At 68.7% G+C, this 26,660-nt stretch carries 24 protein-coding genes and 1 pseudogene; 11 read left to right on the forward strand and 14 right to left on the reverse strand.

Annotation, left to right across the window (positions count from 1 at the left end):
- Positions 1-49 precede the first annotated feature (49 nt).
- Positions 50-769, forward strand: a complete 720-nt coding sequence (locus FRZ61_RS24590; protein WP_151120291.1) for a hypothetical protein — start codon at positions 50-52, stop codon at positions 767-769.
- Between the two features lie 87 nt (positions 770-856).
- Here FRZ61_RS24590 and FRZ61_RS24595 read toward each other — a convergent pair whose 3' ends face one another.
- Both FRZ61_RS24595 and mutS read right to left on the reverse strand, forming a co-directional pair.
- Positions 857-2,947, reverse strand: a complete 2,091-nt coding sequence (locus FRZ61_RS24595) for a methyl-accepting chemotaxis protein (protein ID WP_151120292.1) — start codon at positions 2,945-2,947, stop codon at positions 857-859.
- A 217-nt stretch (positions 2,948-3,164) separates the two neighbouring features.
- On the reverse strand, positions 3,165-5,807 hold the full coding sequence (mutS, locus tag FRZ61_RS24600; protein ID WP_151120974.1) for a DNA mismatch repair protein MutS: 2,643 nt from the start codon (positions 5,805-5,807) through the stop codon (positions 3,165-3,167).
- 266 nt (positions 5,808-6,073) lie between these two features.
- Here mutS and pyrE point away from each other — a divergent pair, with 266 nt between their 5' ends.
- Both pyrE and FRZ61_RS24610 read left to right on the forward strand, forming a co-directional pair.
- Positions 6,074-6,649: an orotate phosphoribosyltransferase gene (gene pyrE / locus FRZ61_RS24605; RefSeq protein ID WP_151120293.1), complete on the forward strand. Its 576-nt coding sequence runs from the start codon at positions 6,074-6,076 to the stop codon at positions 6,647-6,649.
- A 179-nt stretch (positions 6,650-6,828) separates the two neighbouring features.
- A complete protein-coding gene (locus tag FRZ61_RS24610; protein WP_318526354.1) occupies positions 6,829-9,093 on the forward strand; it encodes an NADP-dependent malic enzyme in 2,265 nt (754 codons plus the stop codon).
- 12 nt (positions 9,094-9,105) lie between these two features.
- Here FRZ61_RS24610 and FRZ61_RS24615 read toward each other — a convergent pair whose 3' ends face one another.
- Both FRZ61_RS24615 and FRZ61_RS24620 read right to left on the reverse strand, forming a co-directional pair.
- Positions 9,106-9,501 (reverse strand): rhodanese-like domain-containing protein, encoded by a 396-nt coding sequence (locus tag FRZ61_RS24615; protein WP_151120294.1) that lies wholly within the window; start codon positions 9,499-9,501, stop codon positions 9,106-9,108.
- A 180-nt stretch (positions 9,502-9,681) separates the two neighbouring features.
- Entirely contained in the window at positions 9,682-10,593 is a 912-nt protein-coding gene (locus FRZ61_RS24620) for a hypothetical protein (protein ID WP_191909195.1), read from the reverse strand.
- 193 nt (positions 10,594-10,786) lie between these two features.
- Here FRZ61_RS24620 and FRZ61_RS24625 point away from each other — a divergent pair, with 193 nt between their 5' ends.
- From FRZ61_RS24625 to FRZ61_RS24645, 5 genes are all read left to right on the forward strand, one after another.
- Positions 10,787-12,175 carry an ATP-binding protein gene (locus FRZ61_RS24625; protein WP_151120296.1) on the forward strand — a complete coding sequence of 463 codons (1,389 nt, stop codon included), beginning with the start codon at positions 10,787-10,789 and terminating at the stop codon, positions 12,173-12,175.
- 394 nt (positions 12,176-12,569) lie between these two features.
- Positions 12,570-13,298 (forward strand): phosphate signaling complex protein PhoU, encoded by a 729-nt coding sequence (gene phoU, locus FRZ61_RS24630; RefSeq protein ID WP_151120297.1) that lies wholly within the window; start codon positions 12,570-12,572, stop codon positions 13,296-13,298.
- A 10-nt stretch (positions 13,299-13,308) separates the two neighbouring features.
- On the forward strand, positions 13,309-14,013 hold the full coding sequence (gene phoB, locus FRZ61_RS24635; protein WP_225308992.1) for a phosphate regulon transcriptional regulator PhoB: 705 nt from the start codon (positions 13,309-13,311) through the stop codon (positions 14,011-14,013).
- Between the two features lie 182 nt (positions 14,014-14,195).
- Positions 14,196-14,681: a hypothetical protein gene (locus FRZ61_RS24640; RefSeq protein ID WP_151120299.1), complete on the forward strand. Its 486-nt coding sequence runs from the start codon at positions 14,196-14,198 to the stop codon at positions 14,679-14,681.
- Between the two features lie 168 nt (positions 14,682-14,849).
- Positions 14,850-15,386, forward strand: coding sequence for a hypothetical protein (locus FRZ61_RS24645; RefSeq protein WP_151120300.1), 537 nt, complete (start codon positions 14,850-14,852; stop codon positions 15,384-15,386).
- Between the two features lie 82 nt (positions 15,387-15,468).
- Here the strand turns inward: FRZ61_RS24645 and FRZ61_RS24650 are convergent, their stop codons facing one another.
- The 7 genes from FRZ61_RS24650 to FRZ61_RS24680 form a co-directional block, all read right to left on the reverse strand.
- Entirely contained in the window at positions 15,469-16,194 is a 726-nt protein-coding gene (locus tag FRZ61_RS24650; protein ID WP_151120301.1) for a PadR family transcriptional regulator, read from the reverse strand.
- Positions 16,195-16,280: 86 nt separating this feature from the next.
- Positions 16,281-16,793: an O-acetyl-ADP-ribose deacetylase gene (locus FRZ61_RS24655; RefSeq protein WP_151120302.1), complete on the reverse strand. Its 513-nt coding sequence runs from the start codon at positions 16,791-16,793 to the stop codon at positions 16,281-16,283.
- Complete coding sequence (locus FRZ61_RS24660) at positions 16,783-17,253, reverse strand: PIN domain-containing protein (protein WP_151120303.1); 471 nt, start codon at positions 17,251-17,253, stop codon at positions 16,783-16,785. Before FRZ61_RS24660 ends, FRZ61_RS24655 begins: the two co-directional genes overlap by 11 nt.
- Entirely contained in the window at positions 17,243-17,494 is a 252-nt protein-coding gene (locus FRZ61_RS24665; protein WP_151120304.1) for a type II toxin-antitoxin system Phd/YefM family antitoxin, read from the reverse strand. Before FRZ61_RS24665 ends, FRZ61_RS24660 begins: the two co-directional genes overlap by 11 nt.
- 38 nt (positions 17,495-17,532) lie before the next feature.
- Entirely contained in the window at positions 17,533-18,855 is a 1,323-nt protein-coding gene (locus FRZ61_RS24670; RefSeq protein WP_151120305.1) for an AmpG family muropeptide MFS transporter, read from the reverse strand.
- Positions 18,856-18,941: 86 nt separating this feature from the next.
- Positions 18,942-20,783 carry a translational GTPase TypA gene (typA, locus tag FRZ61_RS24675; RefSeq protein WP_151120306.1) on the reverse strand — a complete coding sequence of 614 codons (1,842 nt, stop codon included), beginning with the start codon at positions 20,781-20,783 and terminating at the stop codon, positions 18,942-18,944.
- 29 nt (positions 20,784-20,812) lie between these two features.
- Positions 20,813-21,817 carry an adenosine kinase gene (locus FRZ61_RS24680; protein ID WP_151120307.1) on the reverse strand — a complete coding sequence of 335 codons (1,005 nt, stop codon included), beginning with the start codon at positions 21,815-21,817 and terminating at the stop codon, positions 20,813-20,815.
- A gap of 409 nt (positions 21,818-22,226) precedes the next feature.
- Here FRZ61_RS24680 and FRZ61_RS24685 point away from each other — a divergent pair, with 409 nt between their 5' ends.
- Together FRZ61_RS24685 and FRZ61_RS24690 are read left to right on the forward strand one after the other, a co-directional pair.
- Positions 22,227-22,910, forward strand: a complete 684-nt coding sequence (locus tag FRZ61_RS24685) for an EI24 domain-containing protein (RefSeq protein ID WP_151120308.1) — start codon at positions 22,227-22,229, stop codon at positions 22,908-22,910.
- A 262-nt stretch (positions 22,911-23,172) separates the two neighbouring features.
- A complete protein-coding gene (locus FRZ61_RS24690) occupies positions 23,173-23,616 on the forward strand; it encodes a hypothetical protein (RefSeq protein WP_151120309.1) in 444 nt (147 codons plus the stop codon).
- Positions 23,617-23,734: 118 nt separating this feature from the next.
- Here FRZ61_RS24690 and nth read toward each other — a convergent pair.
- Positions 23,735-24,367: pseudogene (nth, locus tag FRZ61_RS24695) on the reverse strand (endonuclease III); the annotation flags it as partial.
- Positions 24,368-24,507: 140 nt separating this feature from the next.
- Between nth and FRZ61_RS24700 the strand changes: the two are divergent.
- Positions 24,508-25,044 carry a DUF2244 domain-containing protein gene (locus tag FRZ61_RS24700; protein WP_191909196.1) on the forward strand — a complete coding sequence of 179 codons (537 nt, stop codon included), beginning with the start codon at positions 24,508-24,510 and terminating at the stop codon, positions 25,042-25,044.
- Positions 25,045-25,050: 6 nt separating this feature from the next.
- On the opposite strand, the gene FRZ61_RS24705 is transcribed toward FRZ61_RS24700, so the two are convergent.
- Both FRZ61_RS24705 and dapB read right to left on the reverse strand, forming a co-directional pair.
- Positions 25,051-25,830 (reverse strand): SDR family NAD(P)-dependent oxidoreductase, encoded by a 780-nt coding sequence (locus tag FRZ61_RS24705; protein ID WP_151120312.1) that lies wholly within the window; start codon positions 25,828-25,830, stop codon positions 25,051-25,053.
- 2 nt (positions 25,831-25,832) lie between these two features.
- Positions 25,833-26,636: a 4-hydroxy-tetrahydrodipicolinate reductase gene (gene dapB, locus FRZ61_RS24710; RefSeq protein ID WP_151120313.1), complete on the reverse strand. Its 804-nt coding sequence runs from the start codon at positions 26,634-26,636 to the stop codon at positions 25,833-25,835.
- Between the last annotated feature and the right edge of the window lie 24 nt (positions 26,637-26,660).

Below are 26,660 nucleotides of genomic sequence, written 5' to 3' on the forward strand. Positions count from 1 at the left end.
TTCGCCGGTCAGGCCCAGACCCATGCCGCCTCTTCCTTTCGACCGATCGATGCGACCGCTGCGCGCCCTGGCGCTCCTGGCCGGCATGGCGCTGGCGGCCTGCGCCGACGACACGCCGCCGCCCGCCCCGAGCCAGGTCACGGGGCCGGGCCAGTCCGCCAACACCACCGCCTATGACAGCCTCAACACCGTGCCGATGGGCTCCCAGCCGGCCCAGCCGGCGGCACCCCTGGCGCAGCAGCCGTTGGCGCCGGCCCCGCCGCCCCAGAACATCGCCCCGCCCGCCAACCCCGACAACACGCCGGGCGCGCCCTCGATTCCGCAGGGTGCCGGCGGCATCTACCTGCCGGTCACGGCCCGCTTCCTGATCGACCGGCCGCAGACGATCGAGGTCTCGATCCGCGACGCGCAGCCCGCCGACCGGGTGCAGCTGGTGGCGCCGGACGGCAGCGTGATCGACGCCTATCAGCTCGACCGCGAGTTCATCCAGGCGACCGAGAGCGGTCCTTCCGGCTTCAATATGGGGGTGGGCGTCAGCGGCGGCTCCAGCTCCGGCGTGCAGCCGAGCTTCGGCATCGGCTTCCCGATCTTCGGCAGCGCGCCCAGGAGCCCGCAGCGCGACGAGGTCCAGACCAAGGCGCTGATCCGCGTTGCCGACATGGCGGCCTATCGCGCCAACTGGCAGAAGATGGTCTTGCGCATGTATATGGGCGAGAAGAGCGTCAGCCCGCGCAAGATGGAGATGGCGGCACCGGCACCGCCCTCGTGAGTCAGGATCGCCGACCGAACCTCGGGCCCCCGGACCCGATGGGTCCAGGGCCCCGACCGGCCTCCCCTGATCCGTTTCGCCGCCGGCTCAGGCCACCTTCACGCGGATGAGGAAGCCTTCGATCTCGCTCCTGAGCTGGTCGGCCGTGCGCGCCAGTTCCTGCGCCGCCCCGAGCACCTGATCGCCCGCGCTGCCCGCCTGGGCCGCCGACTGACTGACCTCGCGAATGCCGCCATTGAGCGAATCGGTGGCCGCGGCCGCCTGCTGCACATTGCGGGCGATCTCGGTGGTGGTGGCGTTCTGCTCCTCGACCGCGGCGGCGATGGCAGTGGTGATCTCGTTGATGCGCTGGATCGTGCCGCCGATCGCCTTGATGGCATCGACCGCGGCGCTGGTGGCGCCCTGCATCTCGCCGATCTGCGCCGAGATCTCCTCGGTCGCCTTGGCCGTCTGGTTGGCGAGGCTCTTCACCTCCGAGGCCACGACCGCGAAGCCCTTGCCCGCCTCGCCCGCGCGCGCCGCCTCGATGGTGGCGTTGAGGGCGAGCAGGTTGGTCTGGGAGGCGATGTCGTTGATGAGGTTCACCACCTCGCCGATGCGGCCGGCCGAGTGGGCGAGGTTGGCGACGATGCCGTTGGTCTGATCCGCCTCGGCCACGGCCGAGGCCGCGATCTTGGCGCTCTCGTCGACCCGGCGCGCGATCTCCGCGACCGAGGTCGACATCTCCTCGGCTGCGGAGGCGACACCCTGGACGTTGGTCGAGGTCTGCTGCGCCGCAGCCGACGACTGGCTCGCCTGGCGCGCGGCGTTCTCGGCCACCTGGTTCATGTTCCGCGCGGTGGCGTTCAGCTCCTCCGCCGCCGAGGACACGATCTGCAGGATGCCGGTGACGGTGCCGTCGAAGCCCTGCACCAGGGTCTCCAGAGCGCGCCGGCGGAGCTCCTTCTGCTCCTGCTCGGCACGGTTCAGCGCCTCGGCCTTCTCGCGCTCCGCCGCGTTCTGCTTGAACACCACGAGCGCGGCGGCAAGATCGCCGATATCGTCATGGCGGCCCTCATAGGGCACCTCGCCCGCGAGGTCGCCATCGGCCACCCGGCGCATCGCCGCCGTGATCGAGGCGATCGGGCGCACCACGCGCATCCGCACGGCGAGGAAGCTCGCGAGCCCGAGGATCAGCGCGCCCAGGAACAGGGCGGCGCTGAGGATGAGGCCGCGATCGGCCTCGGCCTCCATCTCGTCCGCGTGATCGACGATCACATCGAGAGCCGCGACCGGAACCGCGACCAGGGCCTTGAAGGAGTCGCTGGTCTTCGACTGCCAGTCGTCGCGGCTGATGGGCGAGGGCTGGCCCGCGGCGAGCGCTTTGTCGATCTCGGATTCGAGCGGCCGGATCCCCTCGAAATAGATCTTCTGCGCGTCGGCGACGGCCTCGACCACACCGGCCGGTGCGCCCGGACGCGCAGCGATCTCCTGCACCAGCGGCCAGGCGCCGTCGATCTGCCCGCGCTGGACGAGCGCGCCGGCATAGGTCTCGGGCACATAACTTCCGGCCTTGATCCCGTCGCCGACCAGGTTGCGGTCGAGCCCGGCCGCGGCGCGGATGACGTACCCCAGATCCTTGAGCGCCACCTGCTCGGCGATGAGCGGATCGACCTGCCGGATCCGGGCGCCGAGCTTGCTCGAGATATCCTCGAGCGTCTCGATGACGTCGGTGATGGCGGTCATCCATTCCTTCTCGAGGCCGGTGCGGCGCCGGTCGAGTGTCGACCGGATGGCGGTATCGCCTTCGCCGCGCAGCTTGTCCGCCTTGGCGGCCCGGTCCGTCAGCGTCTGCAGAATGCCGTCGCCGCAATCGATATGGGCGCAGGCGGCCAGAATCCCTTCGATCGCCGGGCGATAATTGTCGCGCAAGCCCTCGATGTCGGCGCGCCGCTTGTCGCTGACGGCCGCTTCGTCGGTGAGGGCCAGCCGGAAGGTGGAGCGCTCGACGCGGGCCGCCTGCAGCGCGTTGAAGACATGGCGCAGCGTGGTGGCGGTCTCGACCGCGACCGCGGCCTGGCGCTGCTTGGAGAAGGCCTGGACCACGTTCTGGGCCAGGAGGGCCAGCACGATCAGCAGGAGGATGGCGAACAACCCGTTGAGAAGAGGCGCAATGCGAATATGGGAAAGCGAGCGCATATCCAGATCCGTTCGATGGAGGAAGAAAGCCCGGTCCCCCTTTGCCGGGCGATTACATCTTTCGATAGTGATCGCAGAGAGGAGGTTGCGGGGCGGTTAATGCGGGGAATCGTTGGGCGCCCGCTATACCGGCGCATATCCCGCCGATGCGGCGGTTTGGCGCAACCGCGCCGACGCTATCGGATGGCGAGCGCGGGGTGTACCGCTGCGGTAGGGGTCAGGAGGAACTCAGCAGGCTTCTGAGACGATAGAGCGCTTCGAGCGCTTCCCGGGGGCTGAGCTCGTCGGGATGAAGCGCCTTCAGGGCTTCCTCGACGGCGTTCGGCGCGGGCGGGCCGCTCCGCGGCGGGCGGGTTGCCGCTGCCGAAAAAAGCGGCAGATCGTCGGCGAGCTTCGCGAGCGCGCCCGCCTGCTCGCCCTGCTCGAGCAGCGTCAGCACCTCCTCCGCGCGCGTCACCGCCGCCGCCGGCAATCCGGCGAGCTTGGCGACATGGATGCCGTAGGAACGGTCGGCCGCACCCGGCGCCACCTCATGCAGGAACACGACCTCGCCCTGCCATTCCTTCACCCGCATGGTGTAGGGCGCGAGCGCGGCGAGCTTGGCCGAGAGCGAGGTCAGCTCGTGATAATGGGTGGCGAAGAGCGCGCGGCAGCGATTGACCTCGTGCAGATGCTCGACCGTGGCCCAGGCGATGGAGAGCCCGTCGAAAGTGGCGGTGCCGCGCCCGATCTCGTCGAGGATGACGAGCGCGCGCGGGCCCGCCTGGTTGAGGATCGCCGCGGTCTCGACCATCTCGACCATGAAGGTCGAGCGGCCGCGGGCGAGATCGTCGGCCGCGCCCACGCGACTGAAGAGGCGGTCCACCACGCCGATATGGGCGCGGGCCGCCGGCACGAAGCTCCCCATCTGCGCCAGGATCGCGATGAGGGCGTTCTGGCGCAGGAAGGTCGACTTGCCCGCCATGTTGGGCCCGGTCAGGAGCCAGAGCCGGCGCTCCGGCCCCAGATCGCAATCGTTGGGCACGAAGCGCGTCTCGCCCTTGGCCTCGAGCGCCGCCTCGACCACCGGATGGCGGCCGGCGGCGATCGTAAAGCCCTGATCCTCCGCGACGACGGGACGGCAATAACCGCGCTCCGCCGCGAGCTCGGCCAGACCCGCCGTCAGATCGATCAGCGCCAGCGCGCGCGCCGCCTCGGCGACCGCGTCGCCCGCATCCCGCACCCGCTCCACCAGCGCCTCGAACAGCTGCAGCTCGATCGCGAGCGCCTTGTCGGCGGCGGACGCGATCTTGCGCTCGAGCTCGCCCAGCTCGACCGTGGTGAAGCGCATCGCCGAGGCCATCGACTGGCGATGGATGAAGAGGCGGTTCTCCTTGAGCTTGTCGGCGTGGGTGGCGGTGGCCTCGACATAATAGCCCAGCACGTTGTTGTGCCGGATCTTGAGCGAAGGCGTGGCGGTCTCGTTGCGGTAGCGCGCCTCGAGCTCGAGGATCAGGCGCCGGCTGTGGTCGCGCAGATTGCGCAGCTCGTCGAGCTCGGCATGGAATCCGGCCGCGATGAAGCCGCCGTCGCGCGTGATGACCGGCAGCTCCGGCGCCAGCGCCCGCTCGAGCTCGCCCACCAGCGCCGCATGGTCGCCCAGATGGCGCGCGGCGGCGGCGAGCCCCGAGGGCAGGTCGGCTTCGCGCTCCAGCAACCGGCGGACCTCGCCCGCGACGGCGAGACCCGCCTTGAGCGCGGCCAGGTCGCGCGGACCGCCGCGGCCCAGCATCAGCCGCGACAGGGCCCGCTCGATATCGGGCGCGCGGCGCAGCAGGGCCCGCAGATCCTCGCGCAGCGCCGCGCCTGAGACCAGCCGCTCCACCATGTCGAGCCGGGCCCCGACGATCGCGGGATCGGTCGAGGGCGCGGCCAGCGCCGCCGCGAGCGCGCGGGCGCCGGCACCGGTGACGCTGCGGTCGATCGCGGCGATGAGCGAGCCCTCGCGCGTGCCCGACAGCGTCTCGGTCAGCTCCAGGTTGCGCCGCGTCGCCGCGTCGATCTCCATCACCGAGCCGCGCGCGAGACGCCGGGGTGCGGAGAGACGCGGCAGCTTGCCGCGCTGGGTCAGCTGGACATAGTCGATGAGCGTGCCCGCGGCCGCGATCTCGGCGCGCTCGAAGCTGCCGAAGGCGTCGAGCGCCTTGACGCCGTAGAACGCCTCCAGCCGCTTGCGCGCGGCCTCGCTGTCGAAGCGGCTCGAGGGCAGGGGCGACAGGATCGGCGTCCAATCGGCGAGCTGCTCCTTGAGCGCCGCCTGCGCCAGCAGCCGCTCGGGCACCAGGAGCTCGCCCGGCGAAAGCCGCGCCAGCACGGCCGCGAGGTCGCGCGGCTCCACGGCCTGGAGCTGGAAATCGCCGGTCGAGATGTCGAGCCAGGCGAGCCCCAGACCGCCCGCGGCATCGGCCAGCGCCGCGAGGTAGTTGTGCCGGCGGGCGTCGAGCAGCGTGTCCTCGGTCAAGGTGCCGGGCGTCACCACGCGGATGACGTCGCGCTTCACCACGGCCTTGGCGCCGCGCTTCTTCGCCTCGGCCGGATCCTCGATCTGCTCGCAGACCGCGACCTTGAAGCCCTGGCGGATCAGGCGGGCCAGATAGGCGTCGGCGGCGTGAACCGGTACGCCGCACATGGCGATGTCCTGCCCGTCATGCTTGCCGCGCTTGGTGAGCGCGATATCGAGGGCGGCCGAGGCCTTGACCGCGTCCTCGAAGAACAGCTCGTAGAAATCGCCCATCCGGTAGAACAGCAGGCAGTCGCGGTTCTGCGCCTTGATGGCGAGATACTGCGCCATCAGCGGCGTGGCGCCGCCTTCCGCCGCCATCAGGGCGGCCGGATCCTCGGGCCCTTCCGGCCCCGCCTTGTCTTGCGAGTTGCCGGCAGGCTCTCGATGATCGCGGGGCGGGCGGTTCTCGAGCATCGGACGGAGCCTGGTTTCCCCTGGAAAATGCGCCGCACCCTCATGACAGAGCGAGGGCGCCGCGTGTAGGTTGCTGCCGATTGTTGCCGACCATTGCCGAATGGCGCGCGACAGACAGCAACCCGCCGCAGCCCCGGTTGTGGCGCGGATTTTCCGGAGGATCAACCCCCATGGCGCTCGTCCGCCGCAAGCCCCAGACCCAGGCCCAGTTCGACAGGCTCAAGGCCATCATCAAGCGCGAATCGCTCCTGACCGGCGGCGATTTCAAGCTCGCCTCGGGCGCCCAGAGCAGCGTCTTCTTCGACATGAAGAAGACGCTGTTCGATCCCGAGGGCGCCTCGCTGGTGGGCGAGCTCATCCTCGACGCCATCGCCGACGATGCGGTGGAGTATGTGGGCGGGCTCGAGCTGGGCGCGGTGCCGATCGCAACCGCCGTCTGCGTCAAGAGCGCGGGTGCCAAGCGCCCGATCAAGGGCTTCTTCGTGCGCAAGGAGCCCAAGGGCCACGGCACCAACAAGCTGGTCGACGGTCAGTTCCGGGACGGCGCCGACGTGATCGTGCTGGAGGATGTCACCACCACCGGCGGCTCCTCGCTCAAGGCCGTGGCCGCCGTGCGCGAGCGCGGCGCCAAGGTGCGCAAGGTCGTGACCATCGTCGATCGTCTCGAAGGGGCGGAAGCCGCCTTCGCCAAGGAAGGCATCGCGCTGGTGGCGCTTTTCGACCGCAACGATTTCCTGGAGCGCTGAGCCGCGATTTTCCGCACGGGCCTGCGCAGATTTCGCGCGAGTTCGCGCTTGCAGCATCGACAGCATCCCGCGCGCTGTTCAGCCGGCTGTACAGCGTTTGACCCGCTAGTCAAGCGCCGGCCAAACGTGCAAGCCTTGCCGTCCGGTTGAACCGTCGGCGCGGGAGGCGCGGCTTCGCCTTGGACCAACGATTACTGAGCATCACCGAGCAGGAAGCGCTTCTGCTCCATTCCAGCGGGCGGCCGGGCAAGATCGCGATCCAGCCGACCAAGCCCCTGACGACCCAGCGCGATCTTTCGCTGGCCTATTCGCCGGGCGTGGCCTTTCCCTGCCTCAAGATCCACCAGGACCCGGCCGGCGCCTACGACTACACCGCCAAGGGCAACCTGGTCGCCGTGATCTCGAACGGCACCGCCGTGCTGGGGCTGGGCGACCTGGGCGCGCTCGCCTCGAAGCCGGTGATGGAAGGCAAGGCCGTCCTCTTCAAGCGCTTCGCCGATATCGACGGCATCGATCTCGAGGTCGATACCCGCGACGTCGACGCCTTCATCAACAGCGTGCGCTATCTCGGCCCCTCCTTCGGCGGCATCAATCTCGAGGACATCAAGGCACCGGAATGTTTCATCATCGAGCAGCGCCTGCGCGAGCTCATGGACATCCCGGTGTTCCATGACGACCAGCATGGCACGGCGATCATCGCCGCCGCGGGTCTCATCAACGCGCTCGACCTGACCGGCCGCGACATCAAATCGGCGAAGATGGTGGTGAACGGCGCCGGTGCCGCCGCCATCGCCTGCGTCGAGCTGCTCAAGACCATGGGCATGCCCCACGACAACGTGATCCTCTGCGACACGGCCGGCGTGATCTATCAGGGTCGCGAGAAGGGCATGAACCAGTGGAAGTCGGCGCATGCCGCCAGCACGAAGCTGCGCACGCTCGAACAGGCGATGAAGGGCGCGGATATCGTGTTCGGGCTTTCGGCCAAGGGCGCCATCAGCGGCGCCATGGTCGCGGGCATGGCGAAGAACCCGATCATCTTCGCCATGGCCAACCCGGATCCCGAGGTGACGCCCGAGGAGGTGCGCTCGGTGCGCAACGACGCCATCGTCGCCACCGGTCGCTCGGACTATCCCAACCAGGTGAACAACGTCCTGGGCTTCCCCTACATCTTCCGCGGCGCGCTCGACGTGCGGGCCTCGACCATCAACGAGCCGATGAAGATCGCGGCCTCGCGCGCGCTGGCGGAGCTGGCGCGCGAGGACGTGCCGGACGAGGTCGATGCCGCCTATGCCGGACGGCGCCTGCGCTACGGGCCCGAATACATCATCCCGGTGCCGTTCGACCCGCGCCTGGTCTCGCGCATCCCCGCCGCCGTGGCGCGCGCCGCGATGGACAGCGGCGTGGCGCGCCGGCCGATCATCGACATGCGGGCCTACGAATCCGAGCTCTCGGCGCGCCTCGACCCGACCGCGGCGGGGCTCCACCTCATCTTCGAGAAGCTTCTGGCCAACCCCCGCCGCGTGGTGTTCGCGGAGGGCGAGGAAGAGCGCGTGATCCGCGCCGCGATCGCCTATCGCAACGCGGGCTACGGCACGCCGGTGCTGATCGGCCGCGAGGACCGCATCCAGCAGACCATGAAGGCGGGCGGTCTCGGCGATATCGACGGGCTCGAGATCCACAACGCCCGGCTCTCGAAGAGCAACGCGCAATATGCCGAGTTCCTCTACAAGCGCATGCAGCGCCACGGGCTTCTGTTCCGCGACTGCCAGCGCCTCGTGAACCAGGACCGCAACGTGTTCGCCGCCTGCATGGTGGTGCAGGGCGATGCCGACGCCATGGTGACCGGCATCACCCGCAGCTTCTACGACGCGCTCGACGATGTGACGCGGGTGATCGATCCGCGGCCCAACGAGCAGCTCCTGGGCCTCTCCATCGTGTTCGCGAAGGGACGCACCGTCTTCATCGCCGACACCTCGGTCCACGAGCTGCCCTCGCCCGAGCAGCTCGCCGACATCGCGATCCAGAGCGCGGCGGCCGCCCGGCGCATCGGCCACGAGCCGCGGGTGGCGCTGCTCTCCTTCTCGAATTTCGGCAATCCGCCGCGCGAGAAGGCCGAGCGCATCCGCGAGGCGGTGGCGGTGCTCGACAGCCGCAAGGTCGATTTCGAGTATGAAGGCGAGATGCAGGTCGACGTGGCGCTCGATTTCGACCTGATGCGCCGGCTCTATCCCTTCTCGCGGCTCAAGGGCCCGGCCAACATCCTGGTCATGCCGGCGCTGCATTCGGCCAACATCTCGGCCAAGCTGATGCAGCAGCTCGGCGGGACGGTGATCGGGCCGGTGCTGATGGGCCTCTCCAAGCCCGCCCAGATCGTCCATGCCGGCGCCACCGTCTCGGACCTGCTGACGGCGGCGGCCCTCGCCGGTCTCGCCGCGGTCCGTTAAAGGCGAAGCCGCTCAGGCTTTCGGCGGTACCGGCTCGACCGGGCCGCCGGCCTTGCGCCAGGCGCCGAAGCCGCCTTCGATATGGGCGACCGGCTCGAGCCCCATATCCTGCGCGGTCTTGGCGGCCAGCGCCGAGCGCCAGCCGCCGGCGCAGAAGAAGACGAAGCGCTTGGGCTCGGCGAAGGGCTTGCGGTGATAGGGGCTCTCGGGATCGATCCAGAACTCGAGCATGCCGCGCGGGCAGTGGAAGGCGCCCGGCAGGCGGCCCTCCTTCTCGAGCTCGCGCGGGTCGCGCAGATCGACGAACAGCACGTCGTCCTTCCCGTGAAGCGCGATCGCGTCCTCGACCGGAAGCGTCACGATCTCGGCGTTGGCTTCGTCGAGAAGCTGACGGAAGCCTTTCTTCATGGAGGGGACCTCCTTACCGGTCGGTTTCCAGGAGCAGAGTGGGCAAGGAACACCAACGTCATCCCCGCGACAGCGGGGATCCACGTCAGGGCCTGGCGACCTGGATCAAGCTGGATCCCCGGTTTCGCGGGGATGACGATAAAGGCAACGGCGGGCAAGGCTCGGGAAAGATGACGTTGCTCAGTTCGTGCCGTCGATCTGGACCGAGCGGATGACGTAGCGGCCGCCGCTGTTGATCATCAGGAGCCCGTCGAAGGGCTTGGTGATGGTGGTGTCCTTGGCCGTGACGAGGGCCTTGCCGTCGACCGAGACGGTCATGGTGCCGGCGCCGTCGCGCAGCAGCTCGATCAGATGCAGCTTGTCGCCCTCGAGCGGCAGGACCTGGTTGTAGCTGGCGAGCGTGGTCTGCCCCTGCGGTGTGACGCGCTGCAGCGCCAGGCCCGGATTGCCGTTGGGGAAGTAGGTCACGCGATAGGCGGTGTTGCCGGCGCTGCCCTGATAGGGACCGATGTCGAGCCGGCCGAACTTCTCCTTCGAGAGGAGCTGGAGGCTGAGCTTGAAGACGTTGGTGATCTTCACCGCCGTGTAGATCGAGGCGTAGGTGGCGCCGGTCGTTCCCTGGCTGGTCTGAGGCTGCAGGATGGCGCCGAGCACGTCGTTGAGCTTGACGTTCTGGCTCGAGGTCTGGCCCGGCGGGATGATCGTGCTCTTCATGCCGGTATTGCTGCCGAGGATGTCGACGCTCCACTGGCCGGCGGTCACCTTCCAGACGGGATTGCTGGTGAAGTTGCCGTCACTGAAATTGTCATAAAAGAGACGGACGGTCGGCAGCGCGGCGGGCGTCGTCGTCGTCGTGGCCGAGGCGGAGGCGATCAGGTCGCGCAGATCCTGGATGAAGACGGGGTCCGCGGCCTTGGCCTTGTCGGCTTCGTCCACCATCGCCTTGAGCTTGGCGACGAAGGCCTGCAGATCCTTGCTGGTGCCGGAAGACTGCCATTCGGTATAGCGGGGCGTGGCGGTCGTGTCGTCCGCCCGGACGGCGCCGGGGGCCAGCGCCGCGAGGCCGAGGAGGAGGCCGGCCAGAACCCGCATCGGTGCGCGCATCGATCGCATAAATGCTTTATACAAGCGGCGCGGCGAGCGGCAAAGAGCCGATCGAAAGGCCGGCCGAAATCCGATCTTCTCCCCGTCGAATCGGCTTGAGACGGCATCGGGTCTCTCGTTATTTGAAGCGGGACGGCGGGTCGGCCGGCCCTGCGCGCGGAAAGCCGGCGGAACCTGAAGGATGGCGTTGACGAAGGAGATCATGCAGCCCGGCCTCGCGGATAGCTGGCGCCTCGTCGGCATGGCGATCGTCCCGCCGCTGCTCATCCTGCTGCTCCTGGCCGGCGGCGGCTGGCTCGCCCTCGAGCCGGCCCTGATCGGGGCGGCGGCTACGATCCTTCTGTCCGGCCTGGGGATTTATGCCTGGCGGCGCAAGCCCGCCGCCCCCGCGCCCGAGATGCCGGTCGAGGCGCCCCCGGCCCCGCCGCCCGCTCCGCCCGAGCCCGCAGCGCCGGCCGTGGCCGATCGCGTGCTCCAGGCGCTCCCCGATCCGGTGCTGCTGGTCGATGGCGAGCGCCATGTGGTGCAGGCGAACGCGGCGGCGGAGAGCCAGTTCGGCGCCAACGCCGTCGGCCGCGATCTCTCGGCGATGGTGCGCCATCCGGCCCTGATCGACGCGGTCGAGGCTGTCCTCGAAGGCGGCGCCGGCCGCGAGGTCGAGCTGGTGTTTCCGGTGCCGGTCGAGCGCATTCTGCGGGCCCGCGTCGAGCCCCTGGCCGGCGGGCCGGGCGAGCTTTTCGCCCTGATCGCCTTCCAGGACATGACCGCCGCCAAGCGCACCGACCAGATGCGCGCGGATTTCGTGGCCAATGTCAGCCATGAGCTGCGCACGCCGCTCGCCAGCCTGATCGGCTTCATCGAGACCCTGCAGGGGCCGGCGCGCGACGATCCGGAGGCGCATCAGCGCTTCCTCGCCATCATGCAGCAGCAGTCGCAGCGCATGGCGCGGCTGATCGCGGATCTGCTGTCGCTCTCGCGCATCGAGCTCAACGAGCACAAGCCCCCGACCGGCGAGGCCGAGCTCGGACCCATTCTGGGCGGGCTCGCCGATGCGCTGGCGCTGAAGGCGGCCGAGCGCAACATGACGATCCGCCTGGGGGCGCCGGCGCCCATCACCGGCGTCGAAGCCTTCGCCGATCTCGGCAGCATGCCGGCGGTCCAGGGCGACCGCGACGAGCTGACCCAGCTGTTCCAGAACCTGATCGACAACGCGATCAAGTATGGCCGGACCGGCACCGCCGTGCGCGTCGCCTGCTGGCGAGAGCCGACCGAGCTGCCCGGCCGCCGGTCCGGCGGCCGGCCCTCCCTCGCCATCGCGGTCATCGACGAGGGCGAGGGGATCGCGCGCGAGCATCTCCCGCGCCTGACCGAGCGTTTCTACCGGGTCGACAAGGCGCGCTCGCGCGATATGGGGGGCACGGGACTCGGTCTTGCCATCGTCAAGCACATCGTGAATCGGCACCGCGGCCGGCTCTCCGTCGAGAGCACGCCGGGCCTGGGATCGGTTTTCACCGTCCATCTGCCCCTGGCAGAGGCCCGCAAGAAGGCCTCTGCCCTGCAAAAGACGTAAATTTTACAAAGCCTTGACAGCTTGCGCCGGTGCCGGCAAGTCCCGTCACGTGATTGTCATAAAATCGTATTATTTCTGTTGGCTGCGGCGAATAGGTTCGGCCGGGACCAAGGGCGGCGCGCCGTGACCGGCGAGGGCCGCCGGCGGTTCCGGGCGCGGGAAATCGCGATCTGAGACGGCCTGTTGGGGGTGGTTCTGTCCCATCCAAGAGTTCGCTCGCGGAAAGGTCTGGTGGCGATGGCCCTGGGGCAAAAGGAGCCGATCCAGCGACGCGCGGTTCCGCCGCGCTCCCGCCCGATGAAAAACCTGCCGGACGCAGCCTTCAGCGGCGGCGCCGGTTGACCCGGACCGGCTGCAAGGGCCGAACGACCCTCGAAAGGGAGCAGAACGCGACATGACCGCCGAACATATCGTCAAGTCCTTCGACGACGAGCTCAAGCTCTTGAGCCGGACGATCGCCCAGATGGGCGGATTGTCGGAAGTACAGCTGCAGACGGCGACCGACGCGCTGATGCGCCGGGATGCCGAGCTTGCCGGCAAGGTGATCCAGTCCGACAAGCGCATCGACGAGATGGAGCAGCAGATCGGCGACATGGCCATGCGCATGCTGGCCCTGCGCCAGCCGATGGCCTCCGATCTGCGCGAGGTGGTGGCGGCGCTGAAGATCTCCGCCGATCTCGAGCGGATCGGCGACTACGCCACCAACATCGCCAAGCGCGCCATCGCCATCTCGCAGACGCAGCCCGTGAGCACGCTCCAGGCGATCCCGCGCATGGCCCAGCTGGTGCAGAGCATCATCAAGGACGTGCTCGATGCCTATGTCGACAAGAACGCGGAACGGGCGGTCGCCGCCTGGAATCGCGATGAGGAGGTCGACTCGCTCTACAACAGCCTGTTCCGCGAGCTTCTGACCTACATGATGGAGGATCCGCGCAATATCGGCTCCTGCATCCATCTCATGTTCATCGCCAAGAACATCGAACGCATCGGAGACCATGCAACAAATATTGCGGAGACCGTCTATTTCCTCGTCCATGGCCGCGGGATCGAAGTCGCGAGACCCAAGGGGGATGTCACCAGCTATGCCATCGCACCCACGCCCGGCGGACGCACCGGCGCCTAGGCCGCAGTCCGTGCAGAAACAGCAGGCGAAGCCGCTCGTCCTCGTGGTCGAGGACGAGGCCGCACTGGTCACCCTGCTGCGCTACAATCTCGAGCGCGAAGGCTTCGAGGTGATCGAGGCCCGCGACGGCGAGGAAGCTCTGCTGCTGGCCAAGGAGCGGCGCCCCGATCTCGTGCTGCTCGACTGGATGCTGCCGCTGGTGTCGGGCATCGAGGTCTGCCGGCAGTTGCGCCGCCTGCCCGAGACGCGGGCGGTGCCGGTCGTGATGCTGACGGCGCGCGGCGAGGAGGCCGACAAGGTCCGCGGCCTCGACAGCGGCGCCGACGATTACGTGACCAAGCCGTTCAGTCCCGGTGAGCTTGTGGCCCGCCTGAGAGCATTGCTGCGGCGTTCCCGCCCGGCGCTCGACGGCGACAATCTGCAGTACGAGGATCTGGTGATGGACCTGGTCGCGCATCGCGTGCGCCGGGCCGGGCGCGACATTCATCTGGGCCCGACCGAGTTCCGGCTGCTGCGCCATCTGATGGAGCATCAGGGTCGCGTCTTCACCCGCGAGCAGCTGCTCGACGTGGTCTGGGGTCCCGATGTCTATGTCGAGCCGCGCACGGTCGACGTTCATATCCGCCGGCTGCGCAAGGCGATCAACGATAACGCGGATTACGATCTGATCCGCACGGTGCGTTCCGCCGGCTATTCGCTGGACCGCGAGCAGTAATCCGCCGACCACGCGATCGAATGCGAAGCAACCGTAAGCAGGGCTGCCCTGCTTACGGTTTTTTCGTGCGCTTCCGTCACGCGGCGCGAGGACCGATAGGTCCGAAGCGAAACCTTCATTACGACTTTCTTAACCACGATTCCGCTATGGCTCTTCCATCGGCATTCGGAGGGAGAGCTCTCATGTCGCTTCCGGCACGCAAGCTGGCCGTGGCCTTCGCCGCCTTCGTCAGCAGCCTGTTCTCGGCCGCGGCCTTGGCGTCGGCCGGCGAACCGTCTTCCCCGTTCGCGGCCGCCGGTCTGGCGGAAGAACAGCCGCTCTCCGACAGGGAGATGACGGCGCTGCGCGGCGGCGGCTTCGTCGCCGATCTGTCGGCCGCACTGCAGGCGGGCATGAACGGCGGCGGGCTGGTTCCGCAGGCGATCGGTGCCGGCAACCGGAGCGGCGCCGGCGACTGGCTCTCCGCGCTGTTCGGCGGCCTGCCCGCGGTCAATCTGGTCGCGGCCCAGCTGAACGATCAGCCAACCGTGATGCGGATCGGCATCGGGCCGCAATCGCTCGGCTGCGGCAACGGCCTGAGCTGTCCCGCCGGCATGATCGTCGATCTCGCCGCGAGCAACAGCGGCGCGGCCGGCGACCTGTCGCTCAATATCGCCGTCGCGCCTTAGCGTCTCGGCCGCGCGAAGCGGCGATGATTCATCTGACCGCCAATCATCCTTGCGCGTTCGGTGCGGCGCCGACTCAGGACTGCTTCCGGTTGCGCCTGACCTAAAAAATTCATCGCACCTGTAACTTTTGTTGGCGTCTCTTTCCTGGATCGGGCACGGGACGGTGATATGATTCGCCATCACCACATCTTGTCAGGCCCGTTCTTTCAGCGGAGGCGCTCCATGCGGGGTCCAGCATGCCAGCTGGCATTCATCGCCATTGCCGGCAGCCTGTCGTTGCTTTCATTCCCATGCCATGCCGATCAAACCCTTCTCAGTGCCGATCGCATCGGTTCGATCGATGCGGTGGCCTTGACGGATCAGGAGATGGGCGATTCGCGCGGCACCGGCTTCGTCACGGCTCTCACGCAAGGGCTGCTCGCGGCCCTGTCGAAAGCGGCCAATGCCGCGGCTTCTGCTCAAGGAACGGAGACGGGCGCGGCCGTCACCGGCTTCCTGCCCGCGCTCCTGGCCGTGCTGCCGCCCGGCAATACCGTCTCGGCGCAGATCGACGATCAGCCGACCGTGACGATGAACGGCCTCGGCCCGCAATCGCTCGGCTGCGGCGGCGGCCTCTCCTGCGGGCCGAATATCTCCATGTCCCTGTCGAGCAGCCTGGGATCGGCTTCGGCCCAAACCTCGATGGGTGGTGCCACCCTGCACTGACAAAGCGCGCGGCGGCCTTCGACGCAGGCCGGGCCGCCGCCGGGCGCCTTCGCGCCGGAAGGTTCCCGGCGGCGCAGGACGATTACTTGCCGCGGATCTCGGTCGCCGCGCGCCGCAGGATCGCGGCGATGCGCGCCTGTTCCTCCGGCGAAGCGTCCGACTGCTCGCGCAGCGCATGCTTGAGATCGCGCCGCGCGTCGAGGATCTCGGGCAGCACGCCGCCGCGCCGGCGACGGCCGAGCGGCCAGGCATCGCGATCCTCGCGCCGATCGTCGTCGCCGCGCTCGCCCGCCTCGCCCGCTTCGCCGCCCTCCTCCATCCAGCGCTGCGCCTTGGCGAAGCGCGCGCCGACCTCGGCGAGCTCGGCCAGGATCGCCTCCGCGGTGGCGCGGTTCTCGGCGAGGAAGGCCTCGCCCGCCTCGTTGATGCGGTAGAGCTTCTTGTTGGCCTCGGCCTCGACCGTGGCGAACCCGATCTCCTCGAGATAGGTCAGCGCCGGATAGATCATGCCGGGGCTCGGCGCATAGAAGCCGTGGCTGCGATCCTCGAGCTCCTTGATCAGCTCATAGCCATGGCGCGGCTGCTCGGCCAGAAGCGCCAGCAGGATCAGCTGCAGGTCGCTCGAGCCCAGCCGGCGCCCCATGCGGAAGCCGCGCCCGCCATGATGGCCGCCATGCCCGCCACGGCCCCGGCCGCCGAAGAGCCCGCGGAACTCGCCGTCCCGCCCGCCGCGGCCGCCGCAATGGCGAGGCCCGCGGTGACGGCCCCAGCCGCCCCTATCGTCTTGATCGTCAATCTGAACTCTCATGGGATGTCCTTTCATTTCCATCTTCAGATGTATCGTAAGATATGTTTTTTGAGAGAAATGTCAAGACACGGAAGCGGGCCAAGGAATCAGGCGAGGGCCTGGCGGTAGGCCGCGATGGCCTCGGGCCCGAAGCAGGCGAAGACCACCCGCCCGGGCGCTCCGGGCCGTTCCAGCTCCTCGCGGACCGTCGCGACGGCGATGCGGGTGGCGGGCGCGAGCGGATAGCCATAGATGCCGGTCGAGATCGCCGGGAACGCGATCGAGCGGCAGCCGCGATCGGCCGCGATGCGCATCGCCGCCCGATAGGCGCCCGCGAGCTTGTCGGGCTCGCCCTGCCCGCCGCCCTGCCAGACCGGCCCCACCGCATGGATGACGAGCCGCGCCTTGAGCCGGAAACCCGGCGTCGCCCGCGCGCCGCCGGTAGGACAGGGACCGATCCGCGCGCAGGCTTCGGCCAGTTCCGGCCCCGCCGCGCGATGGATCGCCCCGCAGACACCACCGCCGGGCGCGAGACGTTCGTTGGCCGCGTTCACGATCGCATCGACATCGAGCGTGGTGATGTCGCCCTCGAAGATCCCGATGCGAGGATTACTCGTCACTGCCCGCTTCCTCCAGGAGGAAAGCCAGCGACTTCGGCGCAGGACGCGCGAAAGGATTCACGATCTCGACCTGGCCCAGCTTGCTCTTTCCGGCGAAATCCTCGCTCAGCAACAGGTGGCACTCGTGAGCCTGGAGACAGGCGACCAGCATCGCTTCCGCCAATGCCGCGCGGCCGGCGGTCACCAGCGCCAAGGCCGCGTCCAGATCGGCCGCCGTGGGCGAGACCACGGGAAAGATCGAGATCCAGTCGCGCACGATCTGGGCCGCTTCGTTCGAGGGCATCTTCCCCTTTTGCGTCACGGCGGCCATGAACTCCGTCACCGCCTGCAGCGAGAGAATGCAATCGCCATCGAGCGCCCTTGCGACGAGCTGCGATGCCATGCGGTGCTTCTCCCCGGCCGACCGGTCGATCGCGTAAAACAGGATGCCCGCATCGAGCGAGAAACGGTCAATCGCCATAGATGTCTTTCCGGCTCGGCGCCTTGCCGCCAAGATGAAACCCCTTCTCCATCGCGCGCCGGACACGCTTCCACGCCGCCTCCTGCGCCGGCGTCAGCTTGCGCTTCTTCGAGACGGGCTCGATGCGCGCGACCGGCTGGCCGCGCCGCGTGACGATGAAGGTCTGGCCGGATTCGACCTGGCGCACGATCTCGGCGAACTGCTGGTTGGCGTCGCGCAGCGAGATGGTCTTCTCGTCCATGGGGGCAGCCTCCGATGAAGGGGCTACAATTGTAGCCCCTAGGGCGAGGAGGGCAAGGGCTTGGCCTGGGCCGGATAGAGCCGCATCAGCCAGAAGAGCAGCAGCAGGCCCGGCACGGCGAGGAAGGCCGTGGCGATGAAGAAGGGCGCCCAGCCGAGCTGCGCGGCCAGCCAGCCCGAGCCCGAGGACAGCATGGTGCGGCCCGCCGCCATGAAGGAGGTGAGCAGCGCATATTGCGTGCCGGTGAAGGCGACGTTGCAGAGGGCCGAGAGATAGGCCACGAAGGCGGCCGAGCCCACGCCGTTGGCGAGGTTGTCGGCGCCGATCGTGACGGTCAGCGCCGTCAGGCTATGGCCCTCGACCGCGACCCAGGCATAGAGCAGGTTCGTCACCGCCTGCAGCACGCCGCCCAGCACCAGCGCGCGGAAGAGGCCGTAGCGGGCCACCAGCAGGCCGCCGGCCGCCACGCCGACCAGCGTCATGATCACGCCAAAGACCTTGGAGATGGCGGCGATCTCGGTCCCGGTGAAGCCCATCTCGGCGTAGAAGGGATTGGCCATGGTGCCGCCGATGGCATCGCCGAACTTGTAGAGCAGCACGAAGGCGAGCACGACCAGCGCCCCCGGCCGGAACAGGAACTCGGCGAAGGGATCCCAGACCGACTGCTTGATCTGCTGGAACAGAGGCGCGCGATCGAGCTTGCGCCAGCCCTCGGGCGGCACGGGCTCCGGCGCCAGCAGCACCGCGATCATGCCGATCCCGACCGCGGCGGCGAGGCCGGCGAAGATGACGGGCCAGCCGATGAAGTCCGAGGCCGCGAGCGCCCCGGCGCCCGCCAGGATCAGCCCCAGCCGGTAGCCCGCCTGGGTGGCGGCGGCACCGGCGCCCTGCTCCTCCTCGGTGAGGATCTCGATGCGATAGGCATCGATGGCGATGTCCTGCGTCGCCGAGAAGAAGGCGACCAGCAAGGCCGCCAGCGCCGTCCACCAGGGATCGATCGCGGGATCCGTGGCGCCCATGAAGAGGATGGCGCCGATGAGGCAGGCCTGGGCCAGGAACGCCCAGCCGCGCCGGCGCCCGAGCCAGCGCGTGAGCAGCGGCAGGCGGAGCTGGTCGACCAGCGGCGCCCAGACGAACTTGAAGCTGTAGGGCACGCCCACCAGCGCGAACAGGCCGATGGTGGTGAGGTCGACGCCGACCTTCTTGAGCCAGTAGGAGAGGGTCGAGAGGGTCAAGAGCAGCGGCAGGCCGCTGGAGAAACCCATCAGCAGGATGACCAGCATGCGCCGGTCGAGATAGACCTTGAGCGTGTCCTGCCAGTTGCGGCGGCCCGGGGCAGGCCGGGCGGTGACGCTGTTCATCGACGGGTATTCATCGACTCGGGGCCTCGCGAGATTCCGCGGCCCTTATAACGCAATCGGGCTGCGGCTGTCGCCCGAAGCCGGCGTCAGGAGGCCTCCGCCTCGGCCGCGCGCGAGGCGCGCTTGCGGGCGTTGGGGTCGAGCAGCTTCTTGCGCAGCCGGATCGACTTCGGCGTCACCTCGACCAGCTCGTCCTCCTCGACATAGGCGATCGAGGCCTCGAGCGACATCTGGCGCGGCGGGGTCAGGCGGATCGCCTCGTCCTTCGAGGTGGTGCGGATGTTGGTGAGCTGCTTGGTCTTGAGCGGGTTGACCTCGAGATCGTTGCCGCGGCTGTGCTCGCCGATGATCATGCCCTCATAGACGGCCTCGCCCGGATTGATGAAGAGGGGGCCCCGCTCCTCGAGATACCAGAGCGCATAGGCGACCGCGGTGCCGGCGCCGGTCGAGATCAGCACGCCGTTGCGCCGCCCCTCGATCGGGCCCTTATGCGGCGCATAGCCGTGGAAGAGGCGGCTCATGATGCCGGTGCCGCGCGTGTCGGTCAGGAACTCGCCGTGATAGCCGATGAGGCCGCGCGAGGGGACCAGGAAGTTGACGCGGGTCTTGGCGCCGCCCGAGGGGCGCATGTCGGTCATCTCGCCGCGCCGCTGGCCCAGCTTCTCCACCACCACGCCGACATAATCCTCGTCGACATCGACCACGACCTCCTCGATCGGCTCGAGGCGCTGGCCGGTGGCCGGGTCGTTGCGGTAGATCACGCGCGGCCGGCTGATCGACATCTCGTAGCCTTCGCGGCGCATGGTCTCGATCAGCACGCCGAGCTGGAGCTCGCCGCGGCCCGACACCTCGAAGGCGTCCTTGTCCGCGGATTCGCGCACCGTGATGGCGACATTGCCCTCGGCCTCGCGCAGCAGGCGGGCGCGCAGCATGCGGCTCGTGACCTTGTCGCCCTCGCGCCCCGCCAGCGGCGAATCGTTGATGGTGAAGGTCATCGACAGCGTCGGCGGGTCGATCGCCTGGGCCGCGATCGGCGTCTCCACGGCGGGGTCGCAGATGGTGTCGGCCACCGTCGTCTCGGTCAGGCCGGCGATGGCGACGATGTCGCCCGCCTCGACCTCCTCGACCGGCACCCGCTCGATGCCGCGGAAGGCGAGGAGCTTGGTCAAGCGGCCCTGCTCGATCGCCGTGCCGTCGGGCCGGAGGCTCTTCACCGTCATGTTGGCGCGGGCGCGGCCCGAATGGATGCGGCCCGTCAGCACGCGGCCCAGATAGGAATCGTACTCGAGCGTCGTCACCAGCATGGCGAAGGGCGCCTCGGCATCGGCTTCGGGCGCGGGCACATGGCGCACGATCAGGTCGAAGAGCGGCGCCATGTCCTTGTGCTCGCCCTCGAGCTCGGTCGAGGCCCAGCCCTGCTTGGCCGAGGCAAACAGGGTCGGGAAATCGAGCTGCTCGTCATTGGCGTCCAAAGCCGCGAACAGGTCGAACACCTCGTCATGGACCTGGTGCGCGCGCGCGTCGGGCCGGTCGGCCTTGTTGATGACCACGATCGGCCGCAGGCCCTTGGCCAGCGCCTTGGTGGTGACGAACTTGGTCTGCGGCATCGGCCCTTCGGCCGCGTCCACCAGCACCACCACGCCATCGACCATCGAGAGGATGCGCTCGACCTCGCCGCCGAAATCGGCATGGCCCGGCGTGTCGACGATGTTGATCTGGGTGCCCTTCCAGGTGACCGAGGTGCATTTCGCCAGGATGGTGATGCCGCGCTCGCGCTCGAGGTCGTTCGAATCCATCACCCGTTCCGCCACCTGCTGGTTGGCTCGGAAGGTGCCGGACTGGCGCAGGAGCTGGTCGACCATCGTCGTCTTGCCATGGTCGACATGGGCGATGATGGCGATGTTGCGCAGATGATTGTGGTCGGTCATGGAATCGAGCCCTGGTTCAACACATCGGATCAGACGAAATCGGACAACACCTGTTCGGCGAGCGGCACTTCCGGCCGCGCGCCCAGATGCTGGATCACCTCGGCGGCGGCCAGGCTGGCGATCCGGCCGCAGGAGGCGAGGCTGCGGCCCGTCACCAGGCCGTAGAGGAAGCCCGCCGCATACTGGTCGCCGGCCCCCGTGCTATCCACCACGCGCGTGACGGGCGCGGGGTCGACCACATGAATTTCACGCCCCGACAGCACCACCGATCCCTTCTCGCTGCGCGTCAGCGCCGCGATCCGGGTCTTGCCGCGCGTCACCTGGAGCGCCTGGTCGAAATCCTCCGCCTCCCACAGCGAGCAGATCTCGAGCTCGTTGGCGAAGAGGATGTCGACATGGTTCGACACCAGCTGCTGGAACTCGGCGCGGTGGCGGTCGACGCAGAAGGCGTCGGAAAGGCTCAAGGCCACCAGCCGGCCCGCGCGATGCGCCGCCTCGGCCGCCTTGAGGAAGGCGAGCTTGGCGTGCGGCGGATCCCACAGATAGCCTTCCAGATAGGTGATCTTGGCCCGCGCCACCAGAGCCTCGTCGATATCGTCTTCGGTCAGGTCGAGGCAGGCGCCGAGGAAGGTCGCCATGGTGCGCTGGCCGTCGGGTGTCACGAAGACGAGGCAGCGCGCGGTCGGCGCCCCTTCGGTCGCGGGGAAGGTGTCGAACAGGATGCCGAGCGACTTGATGTCGTGGCGGAAGATGCCGCCGAACTGGTCGTTGGAGACCTTGCCGATGAAGGCGGCGCGCGCGCCCAGCGAGGCGAGGCCGGCGATGGTGTTGGCGGCCGAGCCGCCCGACGCCTCCATGGCGGGACCGGCCGCGCGATAGAGCTGGTCGGCGCGCTCGGCATCGATCAGCGACATGCTGCCCTTGGGCAGGTCGGCCCGGTCGAGGAAACGCTCGTCGGCATGGCTCAGCACATCGACGATCGCGTTGCCGATGCCGAGCACGTCGATGTCGGCGGGAGCCGGGTTGTTGGCCATGGCGTCGCTCTCGATCCTGGAAGCCGCGTCAGGGGCTCCCTCTCCTGCTGCAGCACCGAACCCCTGGGGCAGGGGGCGGGCGGCGGGATGGCGCTTTTTCGGAAAAGCAGGCGCCGCCCAAAGGGCCTGAAGTCATGTTCAGGCCGTTCCGGGCGGCGCGGGCGGAGTATAGCCAGCGGCCGCCCGATCTCAAGCTTGCTGCCGCCGGCCAGCGCTTCCGCCGCAGGGGGATGGACCTTTGAAAAGACCGGTTTTTCCGGTGCTTCCAAGGCCGTCACCCCTGGCAAGGCGGGCCTTTCATTCCCAATTCCAGGGCCAAGCCGGATTGATCGCCCCGCCCGGGCCGGCTAAATCCTTGGCAATCATCGCCTTTCACGGTCATTCCCGCAGCCCCCGAGGCCCCTCCCCCATGTTCAGCGCCCTTGCCGCCGCCTTCGGCGACCTTGGCAACCCTCGCATCCGGGGGGTGCTCTGGAAGAGCCTGGCCCTGGCCCTGGCGGTGCTGGTGCTGCTGGCGGTCGGCCTCTGGTTCCTGACGGCCTGGCTCGCGCATTTCGATATCGGCTGGCTCGACAAGGTGATCGAGTTCGCCGCCGGTTTCGGCGTGGTGATTCTCGCCTGGTTCCTCTTCCCGGCCGCCGTCACCAGCACGCTCGGCATCTTCCTCGACGAAGTCAGCGAAGCCGTGGAGCAGCGGCACTACCCGATGCTGGGGCCGGCACGTCCGCAATCCTGGGGCGAGATCATCCGCCAGACCCTGGCCTTCGCGGGCGTGGCCCTGGGGCTCAACCTGCTGCTGCTGCCGATCTACCTGCTGCTGCTCTGGTTCCCGCCGGCCTATGCCGCGGTCTTCTACGGGGTGAACGGCTATCTGCTGGGACGCGAGTATTTCGAGCAGGTGGCCATGCGCCGGATGGACCCGGATTCCGCGCGCCGCCTGCGCCAGGCGCATCAGGGACGGATCATGCTGGCCGGCGCCGCGATCGCCTTCCTGCTGACGGTTCCCATTCTCAACCTGATTGCGCCGGTGCTCGCGACCGCCTTCATGGTTCATCTCACCGTGACGCTGCTGGGCGACGGCCGGCGTCGATAGCACCGTTCCGTGACGAACGATCGCCCCCTCGCGGAATCCGAATGGCTGTGCCTCAAAAAAATCTTAGGAAAGTTTTCCGAAAATGCGGCAAAACCCGGTGACGAATCAGTAACGATTGTGTCATAGCCTTTCAGCGCGACGAGATCGGCGCGACGCCCGGGTGGGCGGTCACGCGCCGGACAATCGGATGGGCATCTCGCCGCGCAGGGCGCCGGTCGCACCGGCGGTGATTTTTATGTTGGCTATCAATAGGTTGTCGGGGATGGTCGCGACCGGGCTGATGGCCCTGGCGTTGGCCGCCTGCGCTGCCCGGACCCTGCCGCCGAGCGCCTCGGCCACGCCCGCCGCGACACCGGCACCCGCCGCCGCTGACGCTTCCAGCCCGGCACCGGCCGTCCAGCAGGCCACCGCGACGACGCCCGCCGCGACCGAAAGCAGCGATGCGAAGGATCTCGTCGGGCTCGGCCCGGACGAGCTGCAGCACCTCTTCGGCCATCCCCAGCTCGTGCGCAACGAGACCGGCGCCGAGGTCTGGCAGTATCGCGCGCAGGCTTGCGTGCTCGATCTCTATCTCTACCCGCAGGAATCCGAAGGCACGCCGCTGCGCGTGACCTATCTCGAGGCGCGCGACCGCTCGGCGGCGAGCCTCGCCACGGCCCCCTGCGTCTCGGCGCTCATGACCGAGAAGCGCATCAGCTCGCTCTAGCCGCCCGCTTCCTCCCCGCTTTCGCCTTGCCCCGCCCGGTCTTCGCCGGGCCTTTCGCCTTTGCCGGTTTCTCTTTTTTCTTCAAAGCCTTGAGCGGGGTCGGCGCGGCCGGTCCGGTGGCCAGCAGCTTGCCTTTGAACTGGCAGAGATCCTCGATCAGGCAGCGCGGGCAGTCGGGCTTCAGCGCCTTGCAGACATAGCGTCCATGCAGGATCAGCCAGTGATGGGCATGGAGCTTGTAGGCTTCGGGGACGACCTTCTCGAGCCGGTCCTCGACCTCGCGCGGCGTCTTGCCGGGGGCTAGGCCGGTGCGGTTGCCGACGCGGAAGATATGGGTATCGACCGCGATGGTCGGCTCGGCGAAGGCGATGTTGAGCACCACATTGGCGGTCTTGCGGCCGACGCCGGGCAGCGTCTCCAGCACCGCGCGGTCGCGCGGCACCTGGCCGCCATGCTGCTCCACCAGGATCTGCGAGAGCCGGATGACGTTCCTGGCCTTGGTGTTGAAGAGGCCGATGGTGCGGATATAGGCGCGCAGGCGCTCCTCGCCCAAGGCCAGCATCTGGGCCGGCGTCTGCACGATCTTGAACAGGGGCTCGGTCGCCTTGTTGACGCTGACATCGGTCGCCTGGGCCGAGAGCACCACCGCGACCAGCAGGGTATAGGGATTGATGTAATCGAGCTCGCCGCGCGGGTCCGGGTTCTGCGCCTGGAACCGGCGGAACATCTCCTCGATCTGGGCGGGCTTCATGGGCTGGCCTTCGGATTCCCCTGGCGGCGCCCGCCTTCTATAGCAGGCGCGCCCCGGCCGGCGGAATGGGGCGGGACGGCCCCAACAGGCGACAATTGCTTCACTTTATCTGCCGGCCCCCCGGGCTCTATAGTGGGCCCATGAGCCCAGAGCGAGATACCTCCCGGCCCTTCGACGGTGCGGAAGCGGCGGCCGAGAACGATGCGGCCGCTTCGGAGGAGACCGTGCTGCTGGACGCGGTGCTGACGCCCTATCGCAGCCTGCCGCCGGCCGGTTTCGCCATCCTGATGACGGCGATCGGCGCCGTGGGCTTCTTCGCCGGCATCGCCTTCCTCACCATCGGCGCCTGGCCCATCACCGGCTTCGGCGTGGTCGAGATCGGGCTCTTCTATCTTCTCTTCCGCCTCAACTACCGCAGCGCGCGGATGTTCGAGCGCATCCGCCTGACGCCGAGCCTGCTCACGGTCGAGCGCCACGACCTCAAGGGCCGGGTGCAGCGCTGGAGCTTCCAGCCCTACTGGCTCAAGGTCCAGCTCGACGAGCCGATCGAATCCGACACGCCGTTGCTGTTGCGCTCGCATGGCAATGCGCTCGCCATCGGCCGCTTCCTGTCGCCGGCCGAGCGGCTCGATTTCGCCAACGCGCTGAAGGCGGCCCTCGTCTCCGCGCGCCGCTGACCCGTTTCAACCCTGCGCGGCGTAGCCGCCATCGACCGTGATGGCGGCGCCGGTGACGAAGTCCGAGGCCGGCGCCGACAGGAACACCGCCACGCCCGCCATATCGTCCGGCGACCCCCAGCGTCCCGCTGGCGTGCGAGCTTCGATGCGCTCATGGAAACCCGGCATCTGGCGGCGGGTCTGGCGCGTCAGGTCGGTGTCGATCCAGCCCGGCAGCACGGCGTTCACCTGGATCTTGTCCTTGGCCCAGGCGGTGGCGAGCGCCTTGGTCATCTGCACGATGCCGCCCTTGCTCGCGGCATAGGGCACGGCGAAGGCCGCGCCGAAGATCGACATCATCGAGCCGATATTGACGATCTTGCCGCCGCCGGCCCGGCAGAGCGCCGGATGGGCCGCCTGGCTGCAGAGGAAGGCGCCGGTCAGGTTGATGTCGAGCACCCGGTGCCATTCCTCGGGCGTGTAGCTCTCGGGAGCCTTTCGGATATTGATGCCGGCATTGTTGATCAGGATGTCGAGCCGGCCGAAACGCTCGACCGTGCGCTCGACGAGGCCGCGGCAGGAGGCGGCGTCGGTGACATCGACCGCGACGAAGCCGCTGCGGGCGCCCGACGCGGCCAGCGCCATCACCGCCCCTTCGCCCTTGGCCGCGTCGCGGGCGGCGATGACGACCGTGGCGCCCGCATCGGCCAAGCCCTTGGCCATGCCGAGCCCGATGCCGCCATTGCCGCCGGTGACGATCGCGACCTTGCCGGTCAGGTCGAACAGGCCGTTCCTCGGCGATGGCATGGTCACAGCCCCAGCACGTCCTTCATCCCGTAGAGCCCGGGCGGCTGGCCTTGCGCCCAGAGGGCGGCCTTGACGGCGCCGCGGGCGAAGATCGCGCGCGAGGTGGCGATATGGCCGAGCTCGATGCGCTCGCCTTCGGCCGCGAAGATGACGCGATGCTCGCCCACCACGTCGCCGCCCCGCAGCGTGGCGAAGCCGATGTCGCCCCGCCGCCGCTCGCCGGTGATGCCGTCGCGCACGCGTTGCGACACCGCCTCGAGCTTGACGCCGCGGCCCTTGGCGGCGGCGCGGCCCAGGCCCAGCGCGGTGCCGGAGGGCGCATCGACCTTGTGGCGGTGATGCATCTCGAGGATCTCGATGTCCCAGTCGGCGTCGAGCGCCTTGGCCATCTGCTCGACCAGCAGCATCGCGAGATTGACGCCGAGGCTCATGTTGGGTGCCAGCACGATCGCCGCCTTCGCCGCCGCCGCCTCGATGGTCGCGCGCTCGGGCGCCTCGAGCCCGGTGGTGCCGATGATATGGGCATGGCCATGCTTGGCGGCCAAGGCGGCATGGGTCGCGGTCGCCGAGGGCGCGGTGAAATCGAGCACCGCATCGCAGGCCGCGAAGAGGGCATCGCTGTCGGCGGTGAGGCCGACGCCGACGGGATCGAGGCCGGCGAGCTTGCCCAGATCCTGGCCCAGCGCCGGATTGCCCGGCCGCTCCGTGCCGCCCGCGATGACGCAGCCGGGCGTGGCCGCGATGGTCGCCAGCAGCATGCGCCCCATCCGCCCCGCCGCCCCCACGACGCCGATCCTGGTAGCCATGGCTTCCCCTGCCTCCGCCCTCAT

Origin of the sequence: Hypericibacter adhaerens (assembly GCF_008728835.1) — a bacterium.
GTDB lineage: Bacteria > Pseudomonadota > Alphaproteobacteria > Dongiales > Dongiaceae > Hypericibacter > Hypericibacter adhaerens.

Coding starts and splice junctions, on each gene's coding strand:
- pyrE (WP_151120293.1), top strand. CDS start 6,074: ATGGCGCTCGTCCGCCGCAAGCCCCAGACCCAGGCCCAGTTCGACAGG.
- FRZ61_RS24700 (WP_191909196.1), top strand. CDS start 24,508: ATGAGCCCAGAGCGAGATACCTCCCGGCCCTTCGACGGTGCGGAAGCG.
- FRZ61_RS24640 (WP_151120299.1), top strand. CDS start 14,196: ATGTCGCTTCCGGCACGCAAGCTGGCCGTGGCCTTCGCCGCCTTCGTC.
- phoU (WP_151120297.1), top strand. CDS start 12,570: ATGACCGCCGAACATATCGTCAAGTCCTTCGACGACGAGCTCAAGCTC.
- FRZ61_RS24625 (WP_151120296.1), top strand. CDS start 10,787: ATGGCGTTGACGAAGGAGATCATGCAGCCCGGCCTCGCGGATAGCTGG.
- mutS (WP_151120974.1), bottom strand. CDS start 5,807: ATGGCGGCGGAAGGCGGCGCCACGCCGCTGATGGCGCAGTATCTCGCC.
- FRZ61_RS24665 (WP_151120304.1), bottom strand. CDS start 17,494: ATGGACGAGAAGACCATCTCGCTGCGCGACGCCAACCAGCAGTTCGCC.
- FRZ61_RS24615 (WP_151120294.1), bottom strand. CDS start 9,501: ATGAAGAAAGGCTTCCGTCAGCTTCTCGACGAAGCCAACGCCGAGATC.
- FRZ61_RS24590 (WP_151120291.1), top strand. CDS start 50: ATGCGACCGCTGCGCGCCCTGGCGCTCCTGGCCGGCATGGCGCTGGCG.
- FRZ61_RS24680 (WP_151120307.1), bottom strand. CDS start 21,817: ATGGCCAACAACCCGGCTCCCGCCGACATCGACGTGCTCGGCATCGGC.
- FRZ61_RS24645 (WP_151120300.1), top strand. CDS start 14,850: ATGATTCGCCATCACCACATCTTGTCAGGCCCGTTCTTTCAGCGGAGG.
- typA (WP_151120306.1), bottom strand. CDS start 20,783: ATGACCGACCACAATCATCTGCGCAACATCGCCATCATCGCCCATGTC.
- FRZ61_RS24685 (WP_151120308.1), top strand. CDS start 22,227: ATGTTCAGCGCCCTTGCCGCCGCCTTCGGCGACCTTGGCAACCCTCGC.
- FRZ61_RS24690 (WP_151120309.1), top strand. CDS start 23,173: ATGGTCGCGACCGGGCTGATGGCCCTGGCGTTGGCCGCCTGCGCTGCC.
- FRZ61_RS24705 (WP_151120312.1), bottom strand. CDS start 25,830: ATGCCATCGCCGAGGAACGGCCTGTTCGACCTGACCGGCAAGGTCGCG.
- dapB (WP_151120313.1), bottom strand. CDS start 26,636: ATGGCTACCAGGATCGGCGTCGTGGGGGCGGCGGGGCGGATGGGGCGC.
- FRZ61_RS24670 (WP_151120305.1), bottom strand. CDS start 18,855: ATGAACAGCGTCACCGCCCGGCCTGCCCCGGGCCGCCGCAACTGGCAG.
- FRZ61_RS24660 (WP_151120303.1), bottom strand. CDS start 17,253: ATGGCGATTGACCGTTTCTCGCTCGATGCGGGCATCCTGTTTTACGCG.
- FRZ61_RS24620 (WP_191909195.1), bottom strand. CDS start 10,593: ATGCGGGTTCTGGCCGGCCTCCTCCTCGGCCTCGCGGCGCTGGCCCCC.
- FRZ61_RS24595 (WP_151120292.1), bottom strand. CDS start 2,947: ATGCGCTCGCTTTCCCATATTCGCATTGCGCCTCTTCTCAACGGGTTG.
- FRZ61_RS24650 (WP_151120301.1), bottom strand. CDS start 16,194: ATGAGAGTTCAGATTGACGATCAAGACGATAGGGGCGGCTGGGGCCGT.